20 protein-coding genes are annotated in these 16,429 nt (G+C 64.6%); 14 read left to right on the top strand and 6 right to left on the bottom strand.

Going from position 1 to position 16,429, the window contains the following annotated elements; all coding sequences use genetic code 11:
• The first annotated feature begins 214 nt into the window (after positions 1-214).
• From CO675_RS33940 to dnaQ, 4 genes are read left to right on the top strand one after another with little or no spacing between them, the layout of a single operon-like run.
• Complete coding sequence (locus CO675_RS33940; protein ID WP_097676194.1) at positions 215-1,051, top strand: pyruvate, water dikinase regulatory protein; 837 nt, start codon at positions 215-217, stop codon at positions 1,049-1,051.
• Positions 1,052-1,061: 10 nt separating this feature from the next.
• Positions 1,062-1,670 (top strand): Maf family protein, encoded by a 609-nt coding sequence (locus tag CO675_RS33935; RefSeq protein ID WP_097676193.1) that lies wholly within the window; start codon positions 1,062-1,064, stop codon positions 1,668-1,670.
• A gap of 42 nt (positions 1,671-1,712) precedes the next feature.
• Positions 1,713-2,312, top strand: coding sequence for a dephospho-CoA kinase (coaE, locus tag CO675_RS33930; protein WP_097676191.1), 600 nt, complete (start codon positions 1,713-1,715; stop codon positions 2,310-2,312).
• Between the two features lie 31 nt (positions 2,313-2,343).
• The gene (dnaQ, locus tag CO675_RS33925; RefSeq protein ID WP_097676190.1) at positions 2,344-3,066 is read left to right on the top strand and encodes a DNA polymerase III subunit epsilon; all 723 of its coding nucleotides are present in this window, start codon (positions 2,344-2,346) and stop codon (positions 3,064-3,066) included.
• A gap of 177 nt (positions 3,067-3,243) precedes the next feature.
• On the opposite strand, the gene secB is transcribed toward dnaQ, so the two are convergent.
• Complete coding sequence (gene secB, locus CO675_RS33920) at positions 3,244-3,732, bottom strand: protein-export chaperone SecB (protein WP_097676189.1); 489 nt, start codon at positions 3,730-3,732, stop codon at positions 3,244-3,246.
• Between the two features lie 419 nt (positions 3,733-4,151).
• Here secB and CO675_RS33915 point away from each other — a divergent pair, with 419 nt between their 5' ends.
• Genes CO675_RS33915 through CO675_RS33905 form a run of 3 tightly spaced genes read left to right on the top strand, consistent with a single transcriptional unit; the run spans position 4,152 to position 7,037 of the window.
• Positions 4,152-4,856 carry a Tim44/TimA family putative adaptor protein gene (locus CO675_RS33915; RefSeq protein ID WP_097676188.1) on the top strand — a complete coding sequence of 235 codons (705 nt, stop codon included), beginning with the start codon at positions 4,152-4,154 and terminating at the stop codon, positions 4,854-4,856.
• On the top strand, positions 4,840-6,450 hold the full coding sequence (gene mltA / locus CO675_RS33910; RefSeq protein ID WP_097676263.1) for a murein transglycosylase A: 1,611 nt from the start codon (positions 4,840-4,842) through the stop codon (positions 6,448-6,450). Before CO675_RS33915 ends, mltA begins: the two co-directional genes overlap by 17 nt.
• Entirely contained in the window at positions 6,447-7,037 is a 591-nt protein-coding gene (locus CO675_RS33905) for a Smr/MutS family protein (protein ID WP_097676187.1), read from the top strand. Before mltA ends, CO675_RS33905 begins: the two co-directional genes overlap by 4 nt.
• A 2-nt stretch (positions 7,038-7,039) precedes the next feature.
• On the opposite strand, the gene CO675_RS33900 is transcribed toward CO675_RS33905, so the two are convergent.
• From CO675_RS33900 to hslV, 5 genes are all read right to left on the bottom strand, one after another.
• A complete protein-coding gene (locus CO675_RS33900; RefSeq protein ID WP_097676186.1) occupies positions 7,040-8,164 on the bottom strand; it encodes a hypothetical protein in 1,125 nt (374 codons plus the stop codon).
• 142 nt (positions 8,165-8,306) lie between these two features.
• Positions 8,307-9,611 (bottom strand): ATP-dependent protease ATPase subunit HslU, encoded by a 1,305-nt coding sequence (gene hslU / locus CO675_RS33895; protein ID WP_097676185.1) that lies wholly within the window; start codon positions 9,609-9,611, stop codon positions 8,307-8,309.
• 53 nt (positions 9,612-9,664) lie between these two features.
• On the bottom strand, positions 9,665-10,261 hold the full coding sequence (locus tag CO675_RS33890; protein ID WP_097676184.1) for a DUF2585 domain-containing protein: 597 nt from the start codon (positions 10,259-10,261) through the stop codon (positions 9,665-9,667).
• Positions 10,258-10,743, bottom strand: coding sequence for a GNAT family N-acetyltransferase (locus CO675_RS33885; protein WP_097676183.1), 486 nt, complete (start codon positions 10,741-10,743; stop codon positions 10,258-10,260). The genes CO675_RS33890 and CO675_RS33885 overlap by 4 nt, the downstream gene beginning before the upstream one ends.
• A gap of 2 nt (positions 10,744-10,745) precedes the next feature.
• A complete protein-coding gene (gene hslV, locus CO675_RS33880) occupies positions 10,746-11,303 on the bottom strand; it encodes an ATP-dependent protease subunit HslV (RefSeq protein WP_024583062.1) in 558 nt (185 codons plus the stop codon).
• Between the two features lie 182 nt (positions 11,304-11,485).
• Here hslV and hisB point away from each other — a divergent pair, with 182 nt between their 5' ends.
• The 7 genes from hisB to coaA all read left to right on the top strand — a co-directional run bounded on the left by hisB (position 11,486) and on the right by coaA (position 16,345).
• Positions 11,486-12,079, top strand: a complete 594-nt coding sequence (gene hisB, locus CO675_RS33875) for an imidazoleglycerol-phosphate dehydratase HisB (protein ID WP_021078165.1) — start codon at positions 11,486-11,488, stop codon at positions 12,077-12,079.
• An 86-nt stretch (positions 12,080-12,165) separates the two neighbouring features.
• Entirely contained in the window at positions 12,166-12,696 is a 531-nt protein-coding gene (locus CO675_RS33870; protein ID WP_097676182.1) for a DUF2628 domain-containing protein, read from the top strand.
• A complete protein-coding gene (gene hisH, locus CO675_RS33865) occupies positions 12,693-13,343 on the top strand; it encodes an imidazole glycerol phosphate synthase subunit HisH (RefSeq protein WP_097676181.1) in 651 nt (216 codons plus the stop codon). The genes CO675_RS33870 and hisH overlap by 4 nt, the downstream gene beginning before the upstream one ends.
• Positions 13,340-14,071, top strand: a complete 732-nt coding sequence (gene hisA / locus CO675_RS33860; protein WP_097676262.1) for a 1-(5-phosphoribosyl)-5-[(5-phosphoribosylamino)methylideneamino]imidazole-4-carboxamide isomerase — start codon at positions 13,340-13,342, stop codon at positions 14,069-14,071. Before hisH ends, hisA begins: the two co-directional genes overlap by 4 nt.
• 11 nt (positions 14,072-14,082) lie before the next feature.
• The gene (hisF, locus tag CO675_RS33855; RefSeq protein ID WP_097676180.1) at positions 14,083-14,859 is read left to right on the top strand and encodes an imidazole glycerol phosphate synthase subunit HisF; all 777 of its coding nucleotides are present in this window, start codon (positions 14,083-14,085) and stop codon (positions 14,857-14,859) included.
• Positions 14,860-15,029: 170 nt separating this feature from the next.
• Complete coding sequence (locus CO675_RS33850; protein ID WP_097676179.1) at positions 15,030-15,353, top strand: phosphoribosyl-ATP diphosphatase; 324 nt, start codon at positions 15,030-15,032, stop codon at positions 15,351-15,353.
• 35 nt (positions 15,354-15,388) lie between these two features.
• On the top strand, positions 15,389-16,345 hold the full coding sequence (gene coaA, locus CO675_RS33845; protein ID WP_097676177.1) for a type I pantothenate kinase: 957 nt from the start codon (positions 15,389-15,391) through the stop codon (positions 16,343-16,345).
• Positions 16,346-16,429 lie beyond the last annotated feature (84 nt).

Genomic DNA, 16,429 nt, shown 5'->3' with positions numbered 1-16,429 from the left:
GAATCTGTCGCTCAACTCAATCGGTTGCGGGCCTCGGTGGCCAGCTTATCAAGAGACAAATCCACACCGCTTCACTATCATCCGTCCGATGACGTCGACTTATCCTTTTCGGCGGTGCTGTGAAGAAGGTGACGAGATATACAGGGACCTGGCGGCGGCCCCGGATTCTTCTCCTCGACCTCCACAGGGATTCACAGGATAGACAGGGGCTCCGGTGCCGACGACCTCCAATTATTTCCACCTGCATCTGGTGTCTGATTCGACCGGCGAGACGTTGATCACCGTGGCGCGCGCGGTCGCCGCGCAATACGCCAACGTGACCGCGGTCGAGCATGTCTATCCTTTGGTGCGCAGCCAGAAGCAGCTCGATCGCGTGCTCGACGAGATCGAGGAATCGCCCGGCATTGTCCTGTTCACGCTGCTCGAGAAGGATCTGGTCGGCCGACTCGAAGGCAAGTGCAAGGAAATCAACGTGCCGAGCCTGTCGATCATCGGGCCGGTGATGCAGCTGTTCGAGGCGTATCTGGGTGCCGCGACGACCGGCCGCGTCGGTGCGCAGCATGTGCTCAACGCGGAATATTTCAGCCGGATCGACGCGCTCAACTACACGATGATCCATGACGATGGTCAGCATGTCGAAGGCCTCGAGGACGCGGACGTCGTCCTGGTCGGCGTGTCCCGCACGTCGAAAACGCCGACCTCGATCTATCTTGCCAACCGCGGCATAAGAACTGCCAATGTGCCGCTAGTGCCGGGCATCCCGCTGCCGCACCAGCTCGAGACCCTGAAGAAGCCATTGGTGGTCAGCCTGCATGCGACCCCGGAGCGCCTGATCCAGGTCCGGCAGAACCGCCTCCTTACCATGGGCGATCGCGACAACGACACCTACATCGACAAGCAGGCGGTGGCTGACGAAGTCGCATTTGCACGGCGCCTGAGTGCGAAATTCAACTGGGCATTGCTCGACGTGACGCGTCGCTCGATCGAGGAGACGGCGGCTGCGATCATGAAGCTCTATAACGACCGCCAGCGCGCGCGGCCGTCGGAGTAACCGCCAAATCATGAGCATCTGGCGCAGCCCGCAGAAGCTGATCCTTGCCTCGCAAAGCCGTGCGCGGAGGGTGTTGCTTGAGAACGCCGGCCTCGAATTCGAGGCGCTGCCGGCCGATATCGATGAACGCGCGGTGCAGAAAAATTCCGGCCTTTCGGCGCCGGGCGAGATCGCCTCGCTCCTGGCGCGCGAGAAGGCGCTGTTCATATCGCGGCAAAGACCGGGTCAATATGTCGTCGGCGCCGACCAGACGCTGGCGCTGGGGCTACGGATGTTCAGCAAGCCTGCCGGCCGCGCCCAGGCTGCCGCGCAGCTCGGCCTGCTCGCCGGGCAGACGCATACGCTGCACTCGGCCGTCTCGGTCGCGCGCGATGGGAACGTCCTGTTCGACGATGTCAGCGTCGCCCGGATGACGATGCGGCAGCTCGCCGCCGGCGAGATCGAAGCCTATCTCGACCAGGCCGGGGAGGCGGTGACGACCAGCGTCGGCGCCTATCAGCTCGAGGGCCTCGGCGTGCATCTGTTCGAACGGATCGAAGGCGACCATTTCACCATCCTCGGCCTGCCGCTATTGTCGCTGCTCGCATTCCTGCGCCGTGAAAAGCTGCTCGCGGTATGAGGTGCCAAGACATGGGAGAGATGCTGAACCGATGTTGATGCGATGCTGATTCTTGGATTGACCGGCTCGATCGGGATGGGGAAATCCACCACGGCCAAACTCTTCATGGAGGCCGGCGTGCCGGTGTACGACGCCGATGCCGCCGTGCATCAGCTCTATGAGGGCGAAGCGGTCCCAGCGATCGAGGCCGCCTTTCCCGGCACCACCGTGAACGGCAAGGTCGACCGCGCAAAACTCTCGGCACGTGTGGTGCATGAGCCCGCGGCGATGCGGCAGCTCGAGCAGATCGTGCATCCGATGCTTGGCGCCTCGCGGCAGAAATTCTTTGCCGATGCGGAAGCTATCGGCGCGCCGATCGTCGTGGTCGACGTGCCGCTGCTGTATGAGACCGGCGGCGAGAAGCGCGTCGACGCCGTCGTCGTCGTCACCACCTCGCCGGAGCTGCAGCGCGAGCGCGTGCTGGCGCGGGGCACCATGGATGCGGCGAAACTCGACGCCATCATCGCCAAGCAGATGCCGGACGCCGAGAAGCGCAAGCGCGCGGATTTCATCGTGGATACCTCGCACGGACTTGATCCGGTGCGGGCGCGGATCCGCGACATTCTGGCCGAGGTTGCTAAGATGCCGGAGCGGCGGACCTGATTCGCCGCGCTCTTCCGGATTCCCTCACGTCATGCGCGAAATCGTTCTCGATACCGAAACCACTGGCCTCGATCCGCTGCGCGGCGACCGGCTGGTCGAGATCGGCTGCGTCGAGATCTTCAACCGCATGCCGACGGGACAGACCTACCACGTCTACATCAATCCCGAACGCGACATGCCGACCGAAGCGTTCAACGTGCATGGGCTGTCGACCGAATTCCTCGCCTCCAAGCCGCTGTTCAATGAGGTGGTGGACGATTTCCTGGCCTTCATCGGCGATACGCCGCTGGTGATCCACAACGCCTCGTTCGACATCAGCTTCATTAACGCCGAGCTTGATCGCATCAAGCGGAAGGCCATCCCGAAAGACCGGCTGGTCGATACGCTGCTGCTGGCGCGACGCAAGCATCCCGGCGTGTCGAACCGGCTCGACGATCTCTGCTCGCGCTATCAGATCGACAATTCCCGCCGCACCAAGCACGGCGCCTTGCTCGACGCCGAGCTGCTGGCCGAGGTCTATATCGACCTGATCGGGGCGCGGCAGTCGCAGCTCATCCTGGCGTCGGAAAATTCGGACGCGCGCAGCGGAAGCTACGGCGATACGCCGCGGCGGCAGCGCGAGACGGCGCTGGTTGCGCGGGTCAGCGAGGCGGATCGCGAAGCCCACCGGGCCTTCGTCGCAACACTTGGCGACAAGCCGATCTGGAACGATTATCTGCCGCCGCCAGCGCCCGCAGCAGCACCGGCGGCTTGATCTCTCAATCCCGTCATCCCCGCGCAAAGGCTTTGCCTTTGTCGCTGGAGGAGCGCGAAGCGCGTCTCGAAGGATGCACGGCCCGGCTGGTGGCCGTCGATCCTGCGAGACGCCTGCTTCACAGGCTCCTCAGGATGACGGCTCACAGATCCGGATGGTGCTATCTCGAACTTGAGCTCAGCTCGGCTTGACGCCGGAAGCGGCCTGGGCGGCGGCCTGCCGCTCCATGTTCTGGCGGTAGAGACCGACGAAATCGACGGGGTCGAGCAGCAGGGGCGGGAAGCCGCCGTCGCGGACCGAGGTCGCGACGATCTCGCGCGCGAACGGGAACAGCAGCCGCGGGCACTCGATCATGACCAGCGGATGCAAATTCTCCTTCGGCACGTTCACGATCCGGAAGACGCCGGCATAGGCGAGGTCGAAGCTGAACATCACCTTGCCGGCCGATTCGGCCTTGCCCTCGATCGAGAGGATCACCTCGTACTCGTTCTCCGACAGGTTGTTGGCGCCAACGTTGATCTGGATGTTGATCGCCGGCTGCTGTTGCTGCTGGCCGAGCGAGGTCGGCGCATTCGGGTTCTCGAACGACAGGTCCTTGGTGTACTGCGCCAGCACGTTGAGCTGGGGAGCGGGCTGTTCGACGGGGGCGCCGTTGCCATTGGTCATGAAAATGTCTCCTGGAGCGGCGCTCGGGACAGGGTGTCCGACGGCACGCGTTGAGGTTTGGAAATGCCGATGCCGGCGAGTGGCTATCATAGGCCCGGCTCGGTCCACAAGGACGACGAGCGCGTGCGGGCTGGCGGGCCTGCGGCCAAATCTCCGGCAACCGGCTCACGTGCGCAGCTCCGCCCAATCCCTTAACGGCTTCCTAAATTATTGAAGATACGCGATTTCCGGGAAGGAACGGGTTTCCCCCCGGGGTCAAAACGCGCTACACTTGCCCGTGCCAAAAAGCGCCATTGGCCGGGCATAGTTTCGTGCCTACATGCTGCGGACTCAATCGGTGATGTAATCTCTGCCGTTCCCGACCGGGAACGCTTTGATGCCCGGCCCGTTGCCGGCAGAGACCAGAAAGCGAATTCGACGTGGATATCTACACCATCATCTTCCTGGCGCTGGCCGTATTTATCTTCCTGCGTCTGCGCAGCGTTCTCGGACAGCGCACGGGAAGCGAGCGGCCGCCGTATGATCGTGCAGCACCCAACGTCCTGCAGCGCGGCCAGGATAACAACGTCGTGCCGATCCCGGGATCGGTGATCGATCAGCCGGCCCCGGCCGCGCCCGCCGAACCGGTCGAGCCCACGGAACGCTGGAAGGGCATCGCCGACCCCGGCACGCCGCTGGCGCAGGGTCTCGACGCGGTCGTCGCCCAGGATTCCTCGTTCGATCCGCGGCATTTCCTCTCAGGCGCCCGCTCGGCCTATGAAATGATCGTGCTGGCCTTCGCCAACGGCGATCGCCGCGCGCTGCGCGACCTGCTGTCGGCCGAGGTCTATGAAAGCTTCGAGGCCGCGATCAAGGATCGCGAGAAGCACGAGCAGAAGACCGAGACGCGGTTCGTCTCGATCGACAAGGCCGAGATCGTCAGCGCGGAGACGCGCGATCGCTCGACCCAGCTCACCGTCCGCTTCGTGTCGCAGATGATCTCGGTCACGCGCGACAAGACAGGAACTATCGTCGACGGTAGCCCGGACAAGGTCGCCGACATCACCGACATCTGGACATTCGCCCGCGACTCGACTTCCCGCGATCCGAATTGGAAGCTGGTTGGAACTGGAAGCGCTCACTAAACATCTCAGCTACGGGCGCCTCGCAATCGCGTGCTGCGCGCTCGCGGTTGTGTGCTCCACCGCGGCGATCGCCGCACGCTACAGGTCGAGCCGGCACGCTCCGCCGCGGCACGAACACACGCACCCGGTCCCCTATCCCAATCTGGAATTGCCGCTGCAGGTCAGCGGCAGCCAGTATGAGCCGCTTGCCTGGGCCAACGTCTCCGGCTGGAGCGACGACGATCATCTTGCTGCCTACAAGGCGTTTCGCACCAGCTGCAAGCCGATCGCGGCCCAGCAGGGCGCGCCAACGGAATCGAAGGCGCTCGGCAGCTCGCTGCGCGATCCCTGCCGGATCGCCAAGGGACTCGATCTCGGCAGTGGGGCGAAGGCGAAGGAATTCTTCGAGCAGAATTTTGTTCCGCTACGGATCTCGCGGCTCGGCGAGGAAGCCGGCTTCGTCACCGGCTATTACGAGCCGGTGCTCGACGGCTCACGGATCCAGACCGACGTCTACAATGTCCCGGTCTATCGCCGGCCGTCCAACCTGTTCGTGCGCGGCAAGACGCAAGCGTCCGTCGGCCTGCCCAACAGCGGCCCGGTGTATCGCAAGATCGGCCGGCGCAAGCTGGTGCCCTATTACGACCGCGGCCAGATCGAGGACGGTGCGATCGCCGGCCGTGGACTGGAGATCGCCTGGCTGAAGAGCCAGACCGATCTGTTGTTCGCCCAGATCCAGGGCTCGGCGCGGATCAAGTTCGAGGACGGCACCACCCTGCGCATCAACTACGACGCACATAATGGCTATCCCTATACGCCGGTCGGGCGCGTCCTGATCGACCGCGGCATCATCCCGAAGGATCAGATGTCGATGCAGAAGATCAGGGAGTGGATGGAGCAGAACCCCGACGGCGCCAAGGAGCTGCGGCGGCAGAACCGCGCCTACGTGTTCTTCCGTGAGGTGCCGCTGTCCGACAAGGACGAGGCGGTCGGTGCGCAGGGCGTGCCGCTGACGCCGGGCCGCTCGATCGCGGTCGACAAGGCGCTGCATGTCTACGGCACGCCGTTCTTCATCGCCGGTGAGCTGCCGATCGAATCCGAGCAGTCCAAGACGCCGTTCCACCGGCTGATGATCGCGCAGGATACTGGATCGGCGATCGTCGGCCCGGCGCGCGCCGATCTTTATTTCGGCGCCGGCGCGGACGCCGGCAAGGTCTCGGGCCGGCTGCGGCACAACATGCAGTTCGTGATGCTGGTGCCGAAGGGGCTCGATCCCGTGGCGCGCGGCCACAAGCTGCCGATCCCTGACGAGCGGCCGTCGGCCAAAATCGCGAAGCTGTTTCCGCAGACCGATCCGCCAAAGGACAAGCCGGCGGCGAAGTCCGCGGACGTGCCGACTGCGACCGTCGCCAGAGCTGGGAGCAAGGATGCGGCCAACAGCGCCGCCAAGGGCGCGGCCGCGAAGGATGCCGCGCCCGCTACTCCTCCGGCAACGACCCCTGTCGCGGAGGCCGCACCTGTGGCAGAACCGGTGCCGTTGCCGGTCGCCCGGCCCGACATTCCGCAACCGGAGAAGCGGCGCACCCGGCGCACTCGCCATCACCGCGATCAATGAAACGACCCGCGCCGATCCCCGACCTGTCCGCTCCGTCGCGGCGCAAGCGTGCGCTGAGCGAGGAGGAGCGTGCGCTCTGGGAAAGCGTCGCCAAGCAGGTCAAGCCGCTGCGCAAGAAGCCGGCCCCGCCGAAAGCCCACGCCGCAGCCGCTGACCCGGCCGCGCATCATGCCGCAGCCAAGCCGATCCCGGTCAAGCCGGTGACGTCGGTCAAGGCCGCTCCGGCGCCGCGTCCGCACGTGCCGCCGCTGGCGCCGATCGGCCGCCGCGAACGCGCAAAACTGTCGCGCGGCCGGCAGGAGATCGATGCGCGGCTCGATCTGCACGGCATGACGCAGCTTCGCGCGCATCGGATGTTGTTCGCCTTCCTGCAACGCGCGCACAGCGACGGGCTCACCTTCGTGCTGGTCATCACCGGCAAGGGCAAGGTCGGCGGGCTGGAGTCCGAACGCGGCGTGCTGCGCCGGCAGGTGCCGGAATGGCTCAGCCTGCCGGAATTCCGCTCCCTGGTCGTCGGCTTCGAGGAAGCGCATATCGGCCATGGCGGCGAGGGCGCGCTCTATGTGCGCGTCCGGCGCGCGCGCTGAGCCTAAAACGGTCTCACAATCCCGACGCGCGGGATCAGCGTCACGATCCAGCCGAGGATAGTCGTCTTGCGATCGTCTGACGGGATCAGCGGCACGTCCTTCGATGCCGGCAGCGTCTTCACGGCATGCAGCATCAGGAACATGCAAACCGCCCAGTTCGAGATCCAGCGCGAATAGTCAAACACGGTCACGAACATCACCAAATAGCCGGCGCTGATCATGATAAGCGCGGCGAACACGATCCGCCGGTGCAGATCATTTGCCAGCGCGCCGATCAGCCGTGCGAAATAGCGCCACAGCGGCACGTGCAGCCAGATCAGCAGCGCAAACACCGGGACGCCCAGGATGTTCGAGGGCATCCGCGTCCAGGTGTCGGCGAACTCCTTCGACAGCGGCTGGTACCAGATGTAGCCGAACGCAAGCAGGTCGGTCCGCGACGGATCGGCCATCCGGCTTTGCAGGTGACGGATGAATTCGTCATAGGGCACCTCGACCGTGCCGGCGAACTGCGCGCCCAGAAACAGGATGCCGACTGCGGCGAGCGCCACAAGGCCGATGACGATGTTCCGCGGTGTCACGCGCTGCATCAGATAGAAGCGCAGCAGCACGATCGCCGCGATGGTCGGAACATACATCAGAACGAAGATGTGATGGATCAGGATCAGCAGGATCGAGAACAGCGCCGCGATCAGCACGTAGACGAGCGAGCGCGCCGGGATCAGCAGCAGTACGATCGTCAGCGCACAGCCATAGATGTCGAAATGGCCGAGCGTGTGCATGAAATTCTTCAGGAAGAACGGCGACCCCGCGATGAAAACGAACAGCGGCCAATGCGCATCGTCGAAGCCGAATGTCTTCTGAAAGAGTTTGACGAACAGGCCGAGCGTCACCAGCCACATCGTGCCGGCCAGCGCGAACACCAGCCACACCGGCACCTTGTCGGTGAACAGCGACACGATCGCGCCGATCAGCGCGCGCTTGGTGAAGCCGTAGTGATAGTCGACCAAGAGGTGGATGTAGGGAACGAAGGGCGGCAGCGCGATCTTGTGCAGGAACACCCCGACCAGCACGGCCGCATTGACGGCCAGCATCACGCGCCAGGGGGATTGCCAAGTTCGCAGACTCATCGTCGCCCACCGCGTCGTCCCGGCGAAAGCCGGGACCCATTACCACAAAGCTTAGTTGTTAGACGGGATAGCGGTCCGAGTCTTGGCTCAATACGGGCAGCGGTGGTTGGGGGCCCCGGCCTACGCCGGGGCGACGGGCCGCTTACAAAATAAACCGGCTCAGATCGGCGTTCTTGGCGAGGTCGCCGACATGCTTGGTCACGTAGTCGGCATCGACCTGGATGGTCTCGCCGTGGCGATCGGGGGCGGTGAAGGAGATCTCGTCCAGCACCCGTTCCATCACGGTCTGCAGCCGCCGCGCGCCGATATTCTCGACCGTGGAATTGACCGCGACCGCGACATCGGCGAGTGCGTCGATCGCGCTGTCGGTGACGTCGAGCGTGACGCCCTCGGTCTTCAGCAGCGCGACATATTGCTTGATCAGCGAGGCTTCCGGCTCGGTCAGGATCCGGCGCATGTCGTCACGGGTCAGCGCCTGCAGCTCGACGCGGATCGGCAGGCGGCCCTGAAGCTCGGGCAGCAGGTCCGAGGGCTTGGCGATATGGAAGGCGCCCGAGGCGATGAACAGGATGTGATCGGTCTTGACCGCGCCGTGCTTGGTCGAGACCGTAGTGCCTTCGATCAGCGGCAGCAGATCGCGCTGCACGCCTTCGCGCGAGACGTCGCCGCCGGCGCGGTTCTCGCGCACGCAGATCTTGTCGATCTCGTCGAGGAAGACGATGCCGTTATTCTCGACGGCGTTGATCGCCTCCTGCACCAGCTGGTCGGTGTCGAGCAGCTTGTCGGATTCCTCGTTGACGAGGATCTCGTGCGAGCCTTCCACCGTCAGGCGGCGGGTCTTGCTGCGTCCGCCCATCTTGCCGAAGATGTCGCCAAGCGAGATCGCGCCCATCTGGGCGCCGGGCATGCCGGGGATTTCGAACATCGGCATGCCGCTGCCGGACGACTGCGTCTCGATCTCGATTTCCTTGTCGTTGAGCTCGCCGGCGCGCAGCTTCTTGCGGAATGACTCCCGCGTTGCCGGGCTCGATCCGGGGCCGACCAGCGCATCCAGCACGCGCTCCTCGGCGGCGAGCTGGGCGCGGGCCTGGACGTCCTTGCGCTTGCGCTCGCGGGTCTGCGAAATCGCCACCTCGACGAGGTCGCGGACGATCTGCTCGACGTCGCGGCCGACATAGCCGACCTCGGTGAACTTGGTGGCTTCGACCTTGAGGAACGGCGCGCCCGCGAGCTTGGCCAGCCGCCGCGCGATCTCGGTCTTGCCGACACCGGTGGGCCCGATCATCAGGATGTTCTTGGGCAGAACCTCCTCGCGCAGGGAACCGGCAAGCTGCAGCCGCCGCCAGCGGTTGCGCAGCGCGATCGAGACCGCGCGCTTGGCATCGGCCTGGCCGACGATGAAACGGTCAAGTTCAGAAACGATTTCGCGGGGGGAGAAGTCGGTCATTGGCTCTAGCTAGGTTGAAATCGCGCTCTCGGCAAGCGGTGGTCATGATCCGCCTAAAGGATGGGCGGCCCGGCCTGCCACTGCCTGATCGCCTCGAACGGGTGGATCAGCATGATGATGTTCAGTGTCAGATTGTCGCGAATGTGGAGCAGCATCACGATTTCGAACACAACTCCGAGCGCGACTGTTGCGGCGATTGGCAGTTTGCGCGCCAGCAGGAAGCCTGAAACCATCGCAAGCGTGTCCGACACCGAATTGACGATGGTGTCGCCGTAATAATCGAGCGAGATCGTGCCGGCGCGGTAGCGCTCGATGATCCAGTTGGAGTTTTCGAGGAGCTCCCAGCTGCCCTCGATCAGCATCGCGACGATCAGCCGCCCAGGCCAGGCGAGCCGCGGCAGCAGCAGGAAGATCAGGCCATAGAACAGCAGGCCATGCAGCACATGCGACAGCGTGTACCAATCGGTGATGTGCTGCGAATTCTCCGAGCTCTGAACCGTGCCATGCCAGAGCTTGACATAGCCGCAGGCGCAGATCGGCAAGCGGCCCATCGCATAGAGCAGCGCAGCCTGCAGCACGAGCAGCCCAGCGGCGATCACGAACCATTGCCACGCCGGAACGCTGGTGCCGGACTTTGGTGCGATCATCATGCGTCGCGGACCATCAGCAGCGCAGGCCCGTCGGGCGTATCGACCATTCCGGCCTCCCGAAAGCCCGCTTTCGCATAGGCGCGTACGGCACGCGCATTGGCCGGATCGGGATCGGCGACGATGCGCGGCGCACCTTGCGCCAGCCGGTCGTCGACGAAGGCGCGGATCAGCGCAGAGCCGTGGCCGCCTGCCACCATGTTCGGCTCGCCGATGAAGAGATCGATGCCGCGGGTGCCTTCCGGCTGCTTGCCGAAGCCGGAATTCCACGCCGTCAGGTCGTAGCACTGGATGTAACCGAAATCGTTGCCCTCGGCGGCAACGATGAACTGGTCCATCGCAGGCTCCTCGAGGTCGCCGCTCACGAGCGCATATTGCTCGGCCGGATCGCCCCACCACTGGCGGACATGCGGCAGCGTCAGCCACCGGCTGATCTGCGGCAGGTCGGCCGTCGTCATCGGGCGGAAACGATAGGGGCCGGGCATGCCTAGCCGCCGATCGTCTCGATCGTCACGTTCCGGTTGGTGTAGACGCAGATATCGGCGGCGATATCCAGCGCGCGGCGCACGATGGTCTCGGCGTCCTTGTCGGTATCGACCAGCGCGCGGGCCGCGGCGAGGGCGTAGTTGCCGCCGGAGCCGATCGCCATGACCCCGGATTCGGGCTCCAGCACGTCGCCGGTGCCGGTCAGCACCAGGGAAACGTCCTTGTCGGCCACGATCATCATGGCCTCCAGCCGGCGCAGATAACGGTCGGTCCGCCAGTCCTTGGCGAGCTCGACGGCCGCCCGGGTTAGCTGCCCCGGATATTGCTCCAACTTGCTCTCCAGCCGCTCGAACAGGGTGAAGGCGTCGGCGGTGGCGCCGGCAAAGCCGCCGATCACGTCGCCCTTGCCGATCCGCCGGACCTTCTTGGCATTGGCCTTGATCACGGTCTGGCCGATCGAGACCTGCCCGTCGCCGCCGATCACGACCTTGCCGCCCTTGCGGACCGTGCAGATCGTGGTGCCATGCCAGACCGGCAGCTCATTTTGGGATGCTTGCATAGGTTACCTCTCTTCCGGGCAGATTTAGGCGGTCGGGCAGGGGGTTACAATCGGGCGATTTAGCAAGGAATTTGGGTCACCATGGCCCGAAGTTAGGGCGTTTCGGGGTCATCCCGCAGTAGCGAAGGTGACATCAGCCTGTTAAAAGACCGGCGTTTTCGGCACGGGAAAGCTCAATCTTCATGCGCACGGCAACCATCAAGCGCAAGACCAAGGAGACCGACATCGAGGTGACGGTCAACCTCGACGGAGCAGGCGTATCCACGGTTTCGACCGGGATCGGCTTCTTCGACCATATGCTCGATCTCCTGGCCCGGCATTCGCGCATCGACATCACGGTGAAGGCGGATGGCGATCTCCATGTCGATTACCACCACACCACCGAAGACGTCGGGATCGCGCTCGGGCAGGCCGTGAAGCAGGCGCTCGGCAACATGGCCGGCATCACCCGCTACGCCTCGATCCATATGCCGATGGACGAGACGCTGTCGCGCGTCGTGATCGACATTTCCGGCCGCCCGGTGCTGGTGTTCAAGGTCGAGTTCCCGCGCGACAAGATCGGCGAGTTCGACACCGAGCTGGTGCGCGAATGGTTCAACGCCTTCGCGATGAACGCCGGCGTGACTCTCCACGTCGAGACCCTATATGGCGAGAACAGCCATCATATCTCCGAATCCTGTTTCAAGGGTTTGGCGAGGGCGCTCCGGACGGCGGTTGCGATCGATCCGCGTGCCCAGGGCGAAGTGCCCTCGACAAAGGGTCAGCTCGGCGGCTGACCCCGGGAGCATGATCCGGAAACGGTGGCACCGGTTCTCGCGGCGATCATACGGTAAGTAAAAGTCCATCCTCGGCGGAGCGTTCGATGCCGGTCTACACAGTGCATGCCCCCGTGGCCAACGGCGCCGATCTCGCGGCGGCCGATAAATTCGTGTTCGTGCGCGACGGCTTCCATTTCTGGGCCGCGGTCGCCGGTGTGATCTGGCTGGCCTGGAACAGGCTCTGGCTGGCGCTGATCGGCTGGCTGGTGCTGACCTTCGCGATTGATTTTGCGCTGGCCAAGCTCGGGATCGGCCGCGGCGCGATCTTGCTCGTCGACCTGGTGCTGATGGTGCTGATCGGGCTGGAGGCCGCGACCTTGCAGCGCTGGACGCTGTCGCGGCGCAAATGGCGTCAGCTCGACATTGTGGTGGCCGAGAACATCGACGCCGCCGAGCGTCGCTTCTTCGAGCGCTGGACCGCGCGGCATCGTGGCGTCCTCAACGACCAGCGGTCCGTCGATCGAGGCGGGCCGCCGCCGACCCGGGACGTCCCCGGTCAATCATTCTCAAAACCCCCGCCGATGCCGCAGGGCGGCATCATTGGATTGTTTCCAGAGCCAGGAGGATCACGATGACCGTTGCAATCATCGATTACGGCTCCGGCAATCTGCATTCGGCGGCGAAGGCCTTTGAGCGCGCCGCGCGCAGCATGGAGGATCCGCAAGCCATCAAGGTGACGCGCGATCCCGATGCGGTGTATCGCGCCGACCGCATTGTGCTGCCCGGTGTCGGTGCGTTCGCCGATTGCCGCCGCGGCGTCGATGCGGTCGACGGCATGCTGGAAGCGCTCACCGAGGCGGTGCGGGTCAAGGCGCGGCCGTTCTTCGGCATCTGCGTCGGCATGCAGCTGATGGCGACGCGCGGCAAGGAGCACGTGATCACCGAGGGCTTCAACTGGATCGGCGGCGATGTCGTGAAGATCGAGCCGCGCGACGAGAACCTGAAGGTCCCGCACATGGGCTGGAACACGCTCGATATGGTGCGCGAGCATCCGGTGCTGGAGCGGCTGCCGCTCGGGCCGAAGGGACGCCACGCCTATTTCGTGCACTCCTATCATCTCAACGCCGCCAATGAGGCGGACGTGCTGGCGCGCGCCGACTATGGCGGGCCGGTGACCGCGATCGTCGGCAAGGACACCACGATCGGCACCCAGTTTCACCCCGAGAAGAGCCAGCGCTTCGGCCTCGCTCTGATCTCCAATTTCTTGAAGTGGAAGCCGTGATTCTCTTTCCAGCGGTTGATCTGAAGAACGGCCAGTGCGTGCGCCTGGAGCAGGGCGACATGGCCCGCGCCACCGTGTTCAATCTCGATCCGGCGGCGCAGGCCAAGAGCTTCGCCGCGCAGGGCTTCGAATATCTCCACGTCGTCGATCTCGACGGCGCCTTCGCCGGCAAGCCGATGAACGCGCATGCGGTGGAGGCGATGCTGAAGGCCGTCACCATGCCGGTGCAGCTCGGCGGCGGCATCCGCGATCTCAAGACCATCGAAGCCTGGCTCGACAAAGGCATCACCCGCGTCATCATCGGCACCGCGGCGGTGCGCGATCCCGAGCTCGTGAAGGGCGCGGCGAAGCAGTTCCCCGGCCGCGTCGCCGTGGGCCTCGATGCGCGCGAAGGCAAGGTCGCGGTCGAGGGCTGGGCCGAGACCTCGCATGTGACGGTCCTCGAGATCGCGCAGCGTTTCGAGGACGCCGGCGTTGCCGCGATCATCTTCACCGACATCGCCCGCGACGGCCTGCTCAAGGGCCTCAACCTCGATGCCACGATCGCCCTCGCCGACCGCATCTCGATTCCGGTGATCGCCTCCGGCGGCTTTGCCTCGATCGATGACGTCAAGGCGTTGCTGGAGCCGCGTGCGAAAAAGCTCGCCGGCGCCATCGTCGGCCGCGCGCTCTACGACGGACGGCTTGATCCCGTCGCCGCGCTCAAGCTGATCCGCAGCGCGGCTTAGGAGACACAGACATGTTCAAGGTTCGCGTGATCCCCTGCCTCGACGTCAAGGACGGACGCGTGGTCAAGGGCGTCAACTTCGTCGACCTGCGCGACGCCGGTGACCCGGTCGAGGCCGCGATCGCCTATGACGCCGCCGGCGCCGATGAGCTCACCTTCCTCGACATCACCGCTACGCATGAGAACCGCGGCACCATGCTGGACGTGGTACGGCGGACGGCGGAGGCCTGCTTCATGCCGCTGACCGTGGGCGGCGGTGTCCGTACTGTCGACGACATCAAGACCCTGCTGCGGTCCGGCGCCGACAAGGTCTCGATCAATTCCGCGGCGGTCAGTCGCCGTGAGTTCGTCAAGGAAGCGGCCGAGAAGTACGGCGAGCAATGCATCGTGGTCGCGATCGACGCCAAGCGGGTCAAGCGCGCCGGCGGCTCGGAGCGCTGGGAGATATTCACCCATGGTGGGCGTAATGCCACCGGGATCGATGCCATCGAATATGCCCAGGAGGTGGTCGCGCTGGGCGCCGGCGAGATCCTGCTGACCTCGATGGACCGGGACGGCACGAGGCAGGGCTTTGACCTGCCGCTGACCCGGGCGATCGCCGACAGTGTCCCCGTACCGGTTATCGCATCCGGTGGCGTCGGCAATCTCGATCATCTGGTCGATGGCGTCCGCGAGGGTCACGCCACCGGCGTGCTGGCCGCGTCGATCTTCCACTTCGGGGAATTCACCATCCGCCAGGCCAAGGATCACATGGTGCGCGCCGGCCTGCCGATGCGCCTCGATCCGTAGAGCGGGCGTGGTCAGGACCGGCACGGCCGCGTTAGCGCAAAGTGGAAACCGGTTTTCCGTGAAGACCACGCTCAAACAGAGAGGTCTGTGACTCCTTGTCACAAAAATGCTAAGCCCCCACCTAGGGATGGCACCCTGGGGGTGCCGATGCGCATGCTTGAGTTGAGTTGATGTCGCGTTTCACGGTCCACGATCTGGCCGCTACCATCGACGCCCGCGCTGCAACGGGCGGCGAGGCGTCCTATACCCGCAAGCTGCTCGACAAGGGCGCGGAGCATTGCGCCAAGAAGGTGGGCGAGGAGGCGGTCGAGACCGTGATCGCCGCGGTCGAGAACAATCGCGACCACCTGATCGCTGAAAGCGCCGATCTGGTGTTTCACCTGCTGGTTCTGTTGAAATCACGCGGCGTGAAGCTGGAGGATGTCGAGGCCGTGCTGGAGAAGCGCACCGCGATGTCGGGACTGGAAGAGAAGGCGTCGCGCAAGCGCGACTAGCGCACATGATCGAGCGCATTGAGAGGGGCGGCCTCATGGACATCCGGGCACCAGATCAGCAATACAACCCCTACCGCACCTTTACGCGCCAGCAATGGTCGCATTTGCGCGACGATACGCCGATGACGCTGGAGCCGGGCGAGTTCGACCGCCTGCGTTCGATGCACGACCGCCTCGATTTGCAGGAGGTCGAGGACATCTATTTGCCGTTGTCGCGATTGCTGTCGATCTATGTCGATGCGACCCAGCGGCTGTACTATTCGCAGCGCCAGTTCCTCAACATCCGCGACCGCAAGATGCCCTATATCGTCGGCGTCGCCGGCTCGGTCGCGGTCGGAAAGTCGACCACCGCGCGCGTGCTGCAGGCGCTGCTGGCGCGCTGGTCGCCGCGGCCGAAGGTCGACCTGATCACGACCGACGGTTTCCTGTTTCCGAATGCCGTGCTCGAGCGGCAGGGCATCATGCAGAAGAAGGGCTTTCCGGAGAGCTACGACCTGCCGACGCTGCTGTCATTCCTCAGCGACATCAAGGCGGGACGGCGTCGGGTGCGCGCGCCGGTCTATTCGCATCTGACCTACGACATCGTGCCGAACAAATGGGTCGAGATCGACCAGCCCGACATCCTGGTCGTCGAAGGCGTCAACGTGCTGCAGACCGGGCGGCTGCCGCGCGACGGCAAGGCGGTGCCGTTCGTCTCCGACTTCTTCGATTTCTCGGTCTATATCGACGCCGACGAGTCCGCGCTGCGGCAGTGGTACATCAAGCGCTTCCTGGCGCTGCGCGACACCGCGTTCACCGATCCGAGGTCCTACTTCCATCGCTATGCGCTGCTGTCGGATGAAGAAGCGACAGCAACCGCGATCGCGATCTGGGAACGCACCAACCTCGCCAATCTCGAGGACAACATCCTGCCGACCCGGCCGCGTGCGACGCTGATCCTGAAGAAGGGCGCCGACCACGTGGTGCAGACGGTCGCGCTGCGCCGGCTGTAGGTTCTGCCCCGCTGACGCGGACCACATCAATGGTGTCGTCCCGGCGAAGGCCGGGACCCATATGTGGACGGCCCCCGTGGCACA

This window comes from Bradyrhizobium sp. C9 (genome assembly GCF_002532045.1).
Classification (GTDB): domain Bacteria; phylum Pseudomonadota; class Alphaproteobacteria; order Rhizobiales; family Xanthobacteraceae; genus Bradyrhizobium.
Note: the sequence above shows the minus strand (reverse complement) of the source record. Positions and strands in the feature narration are given on the sequence as shown.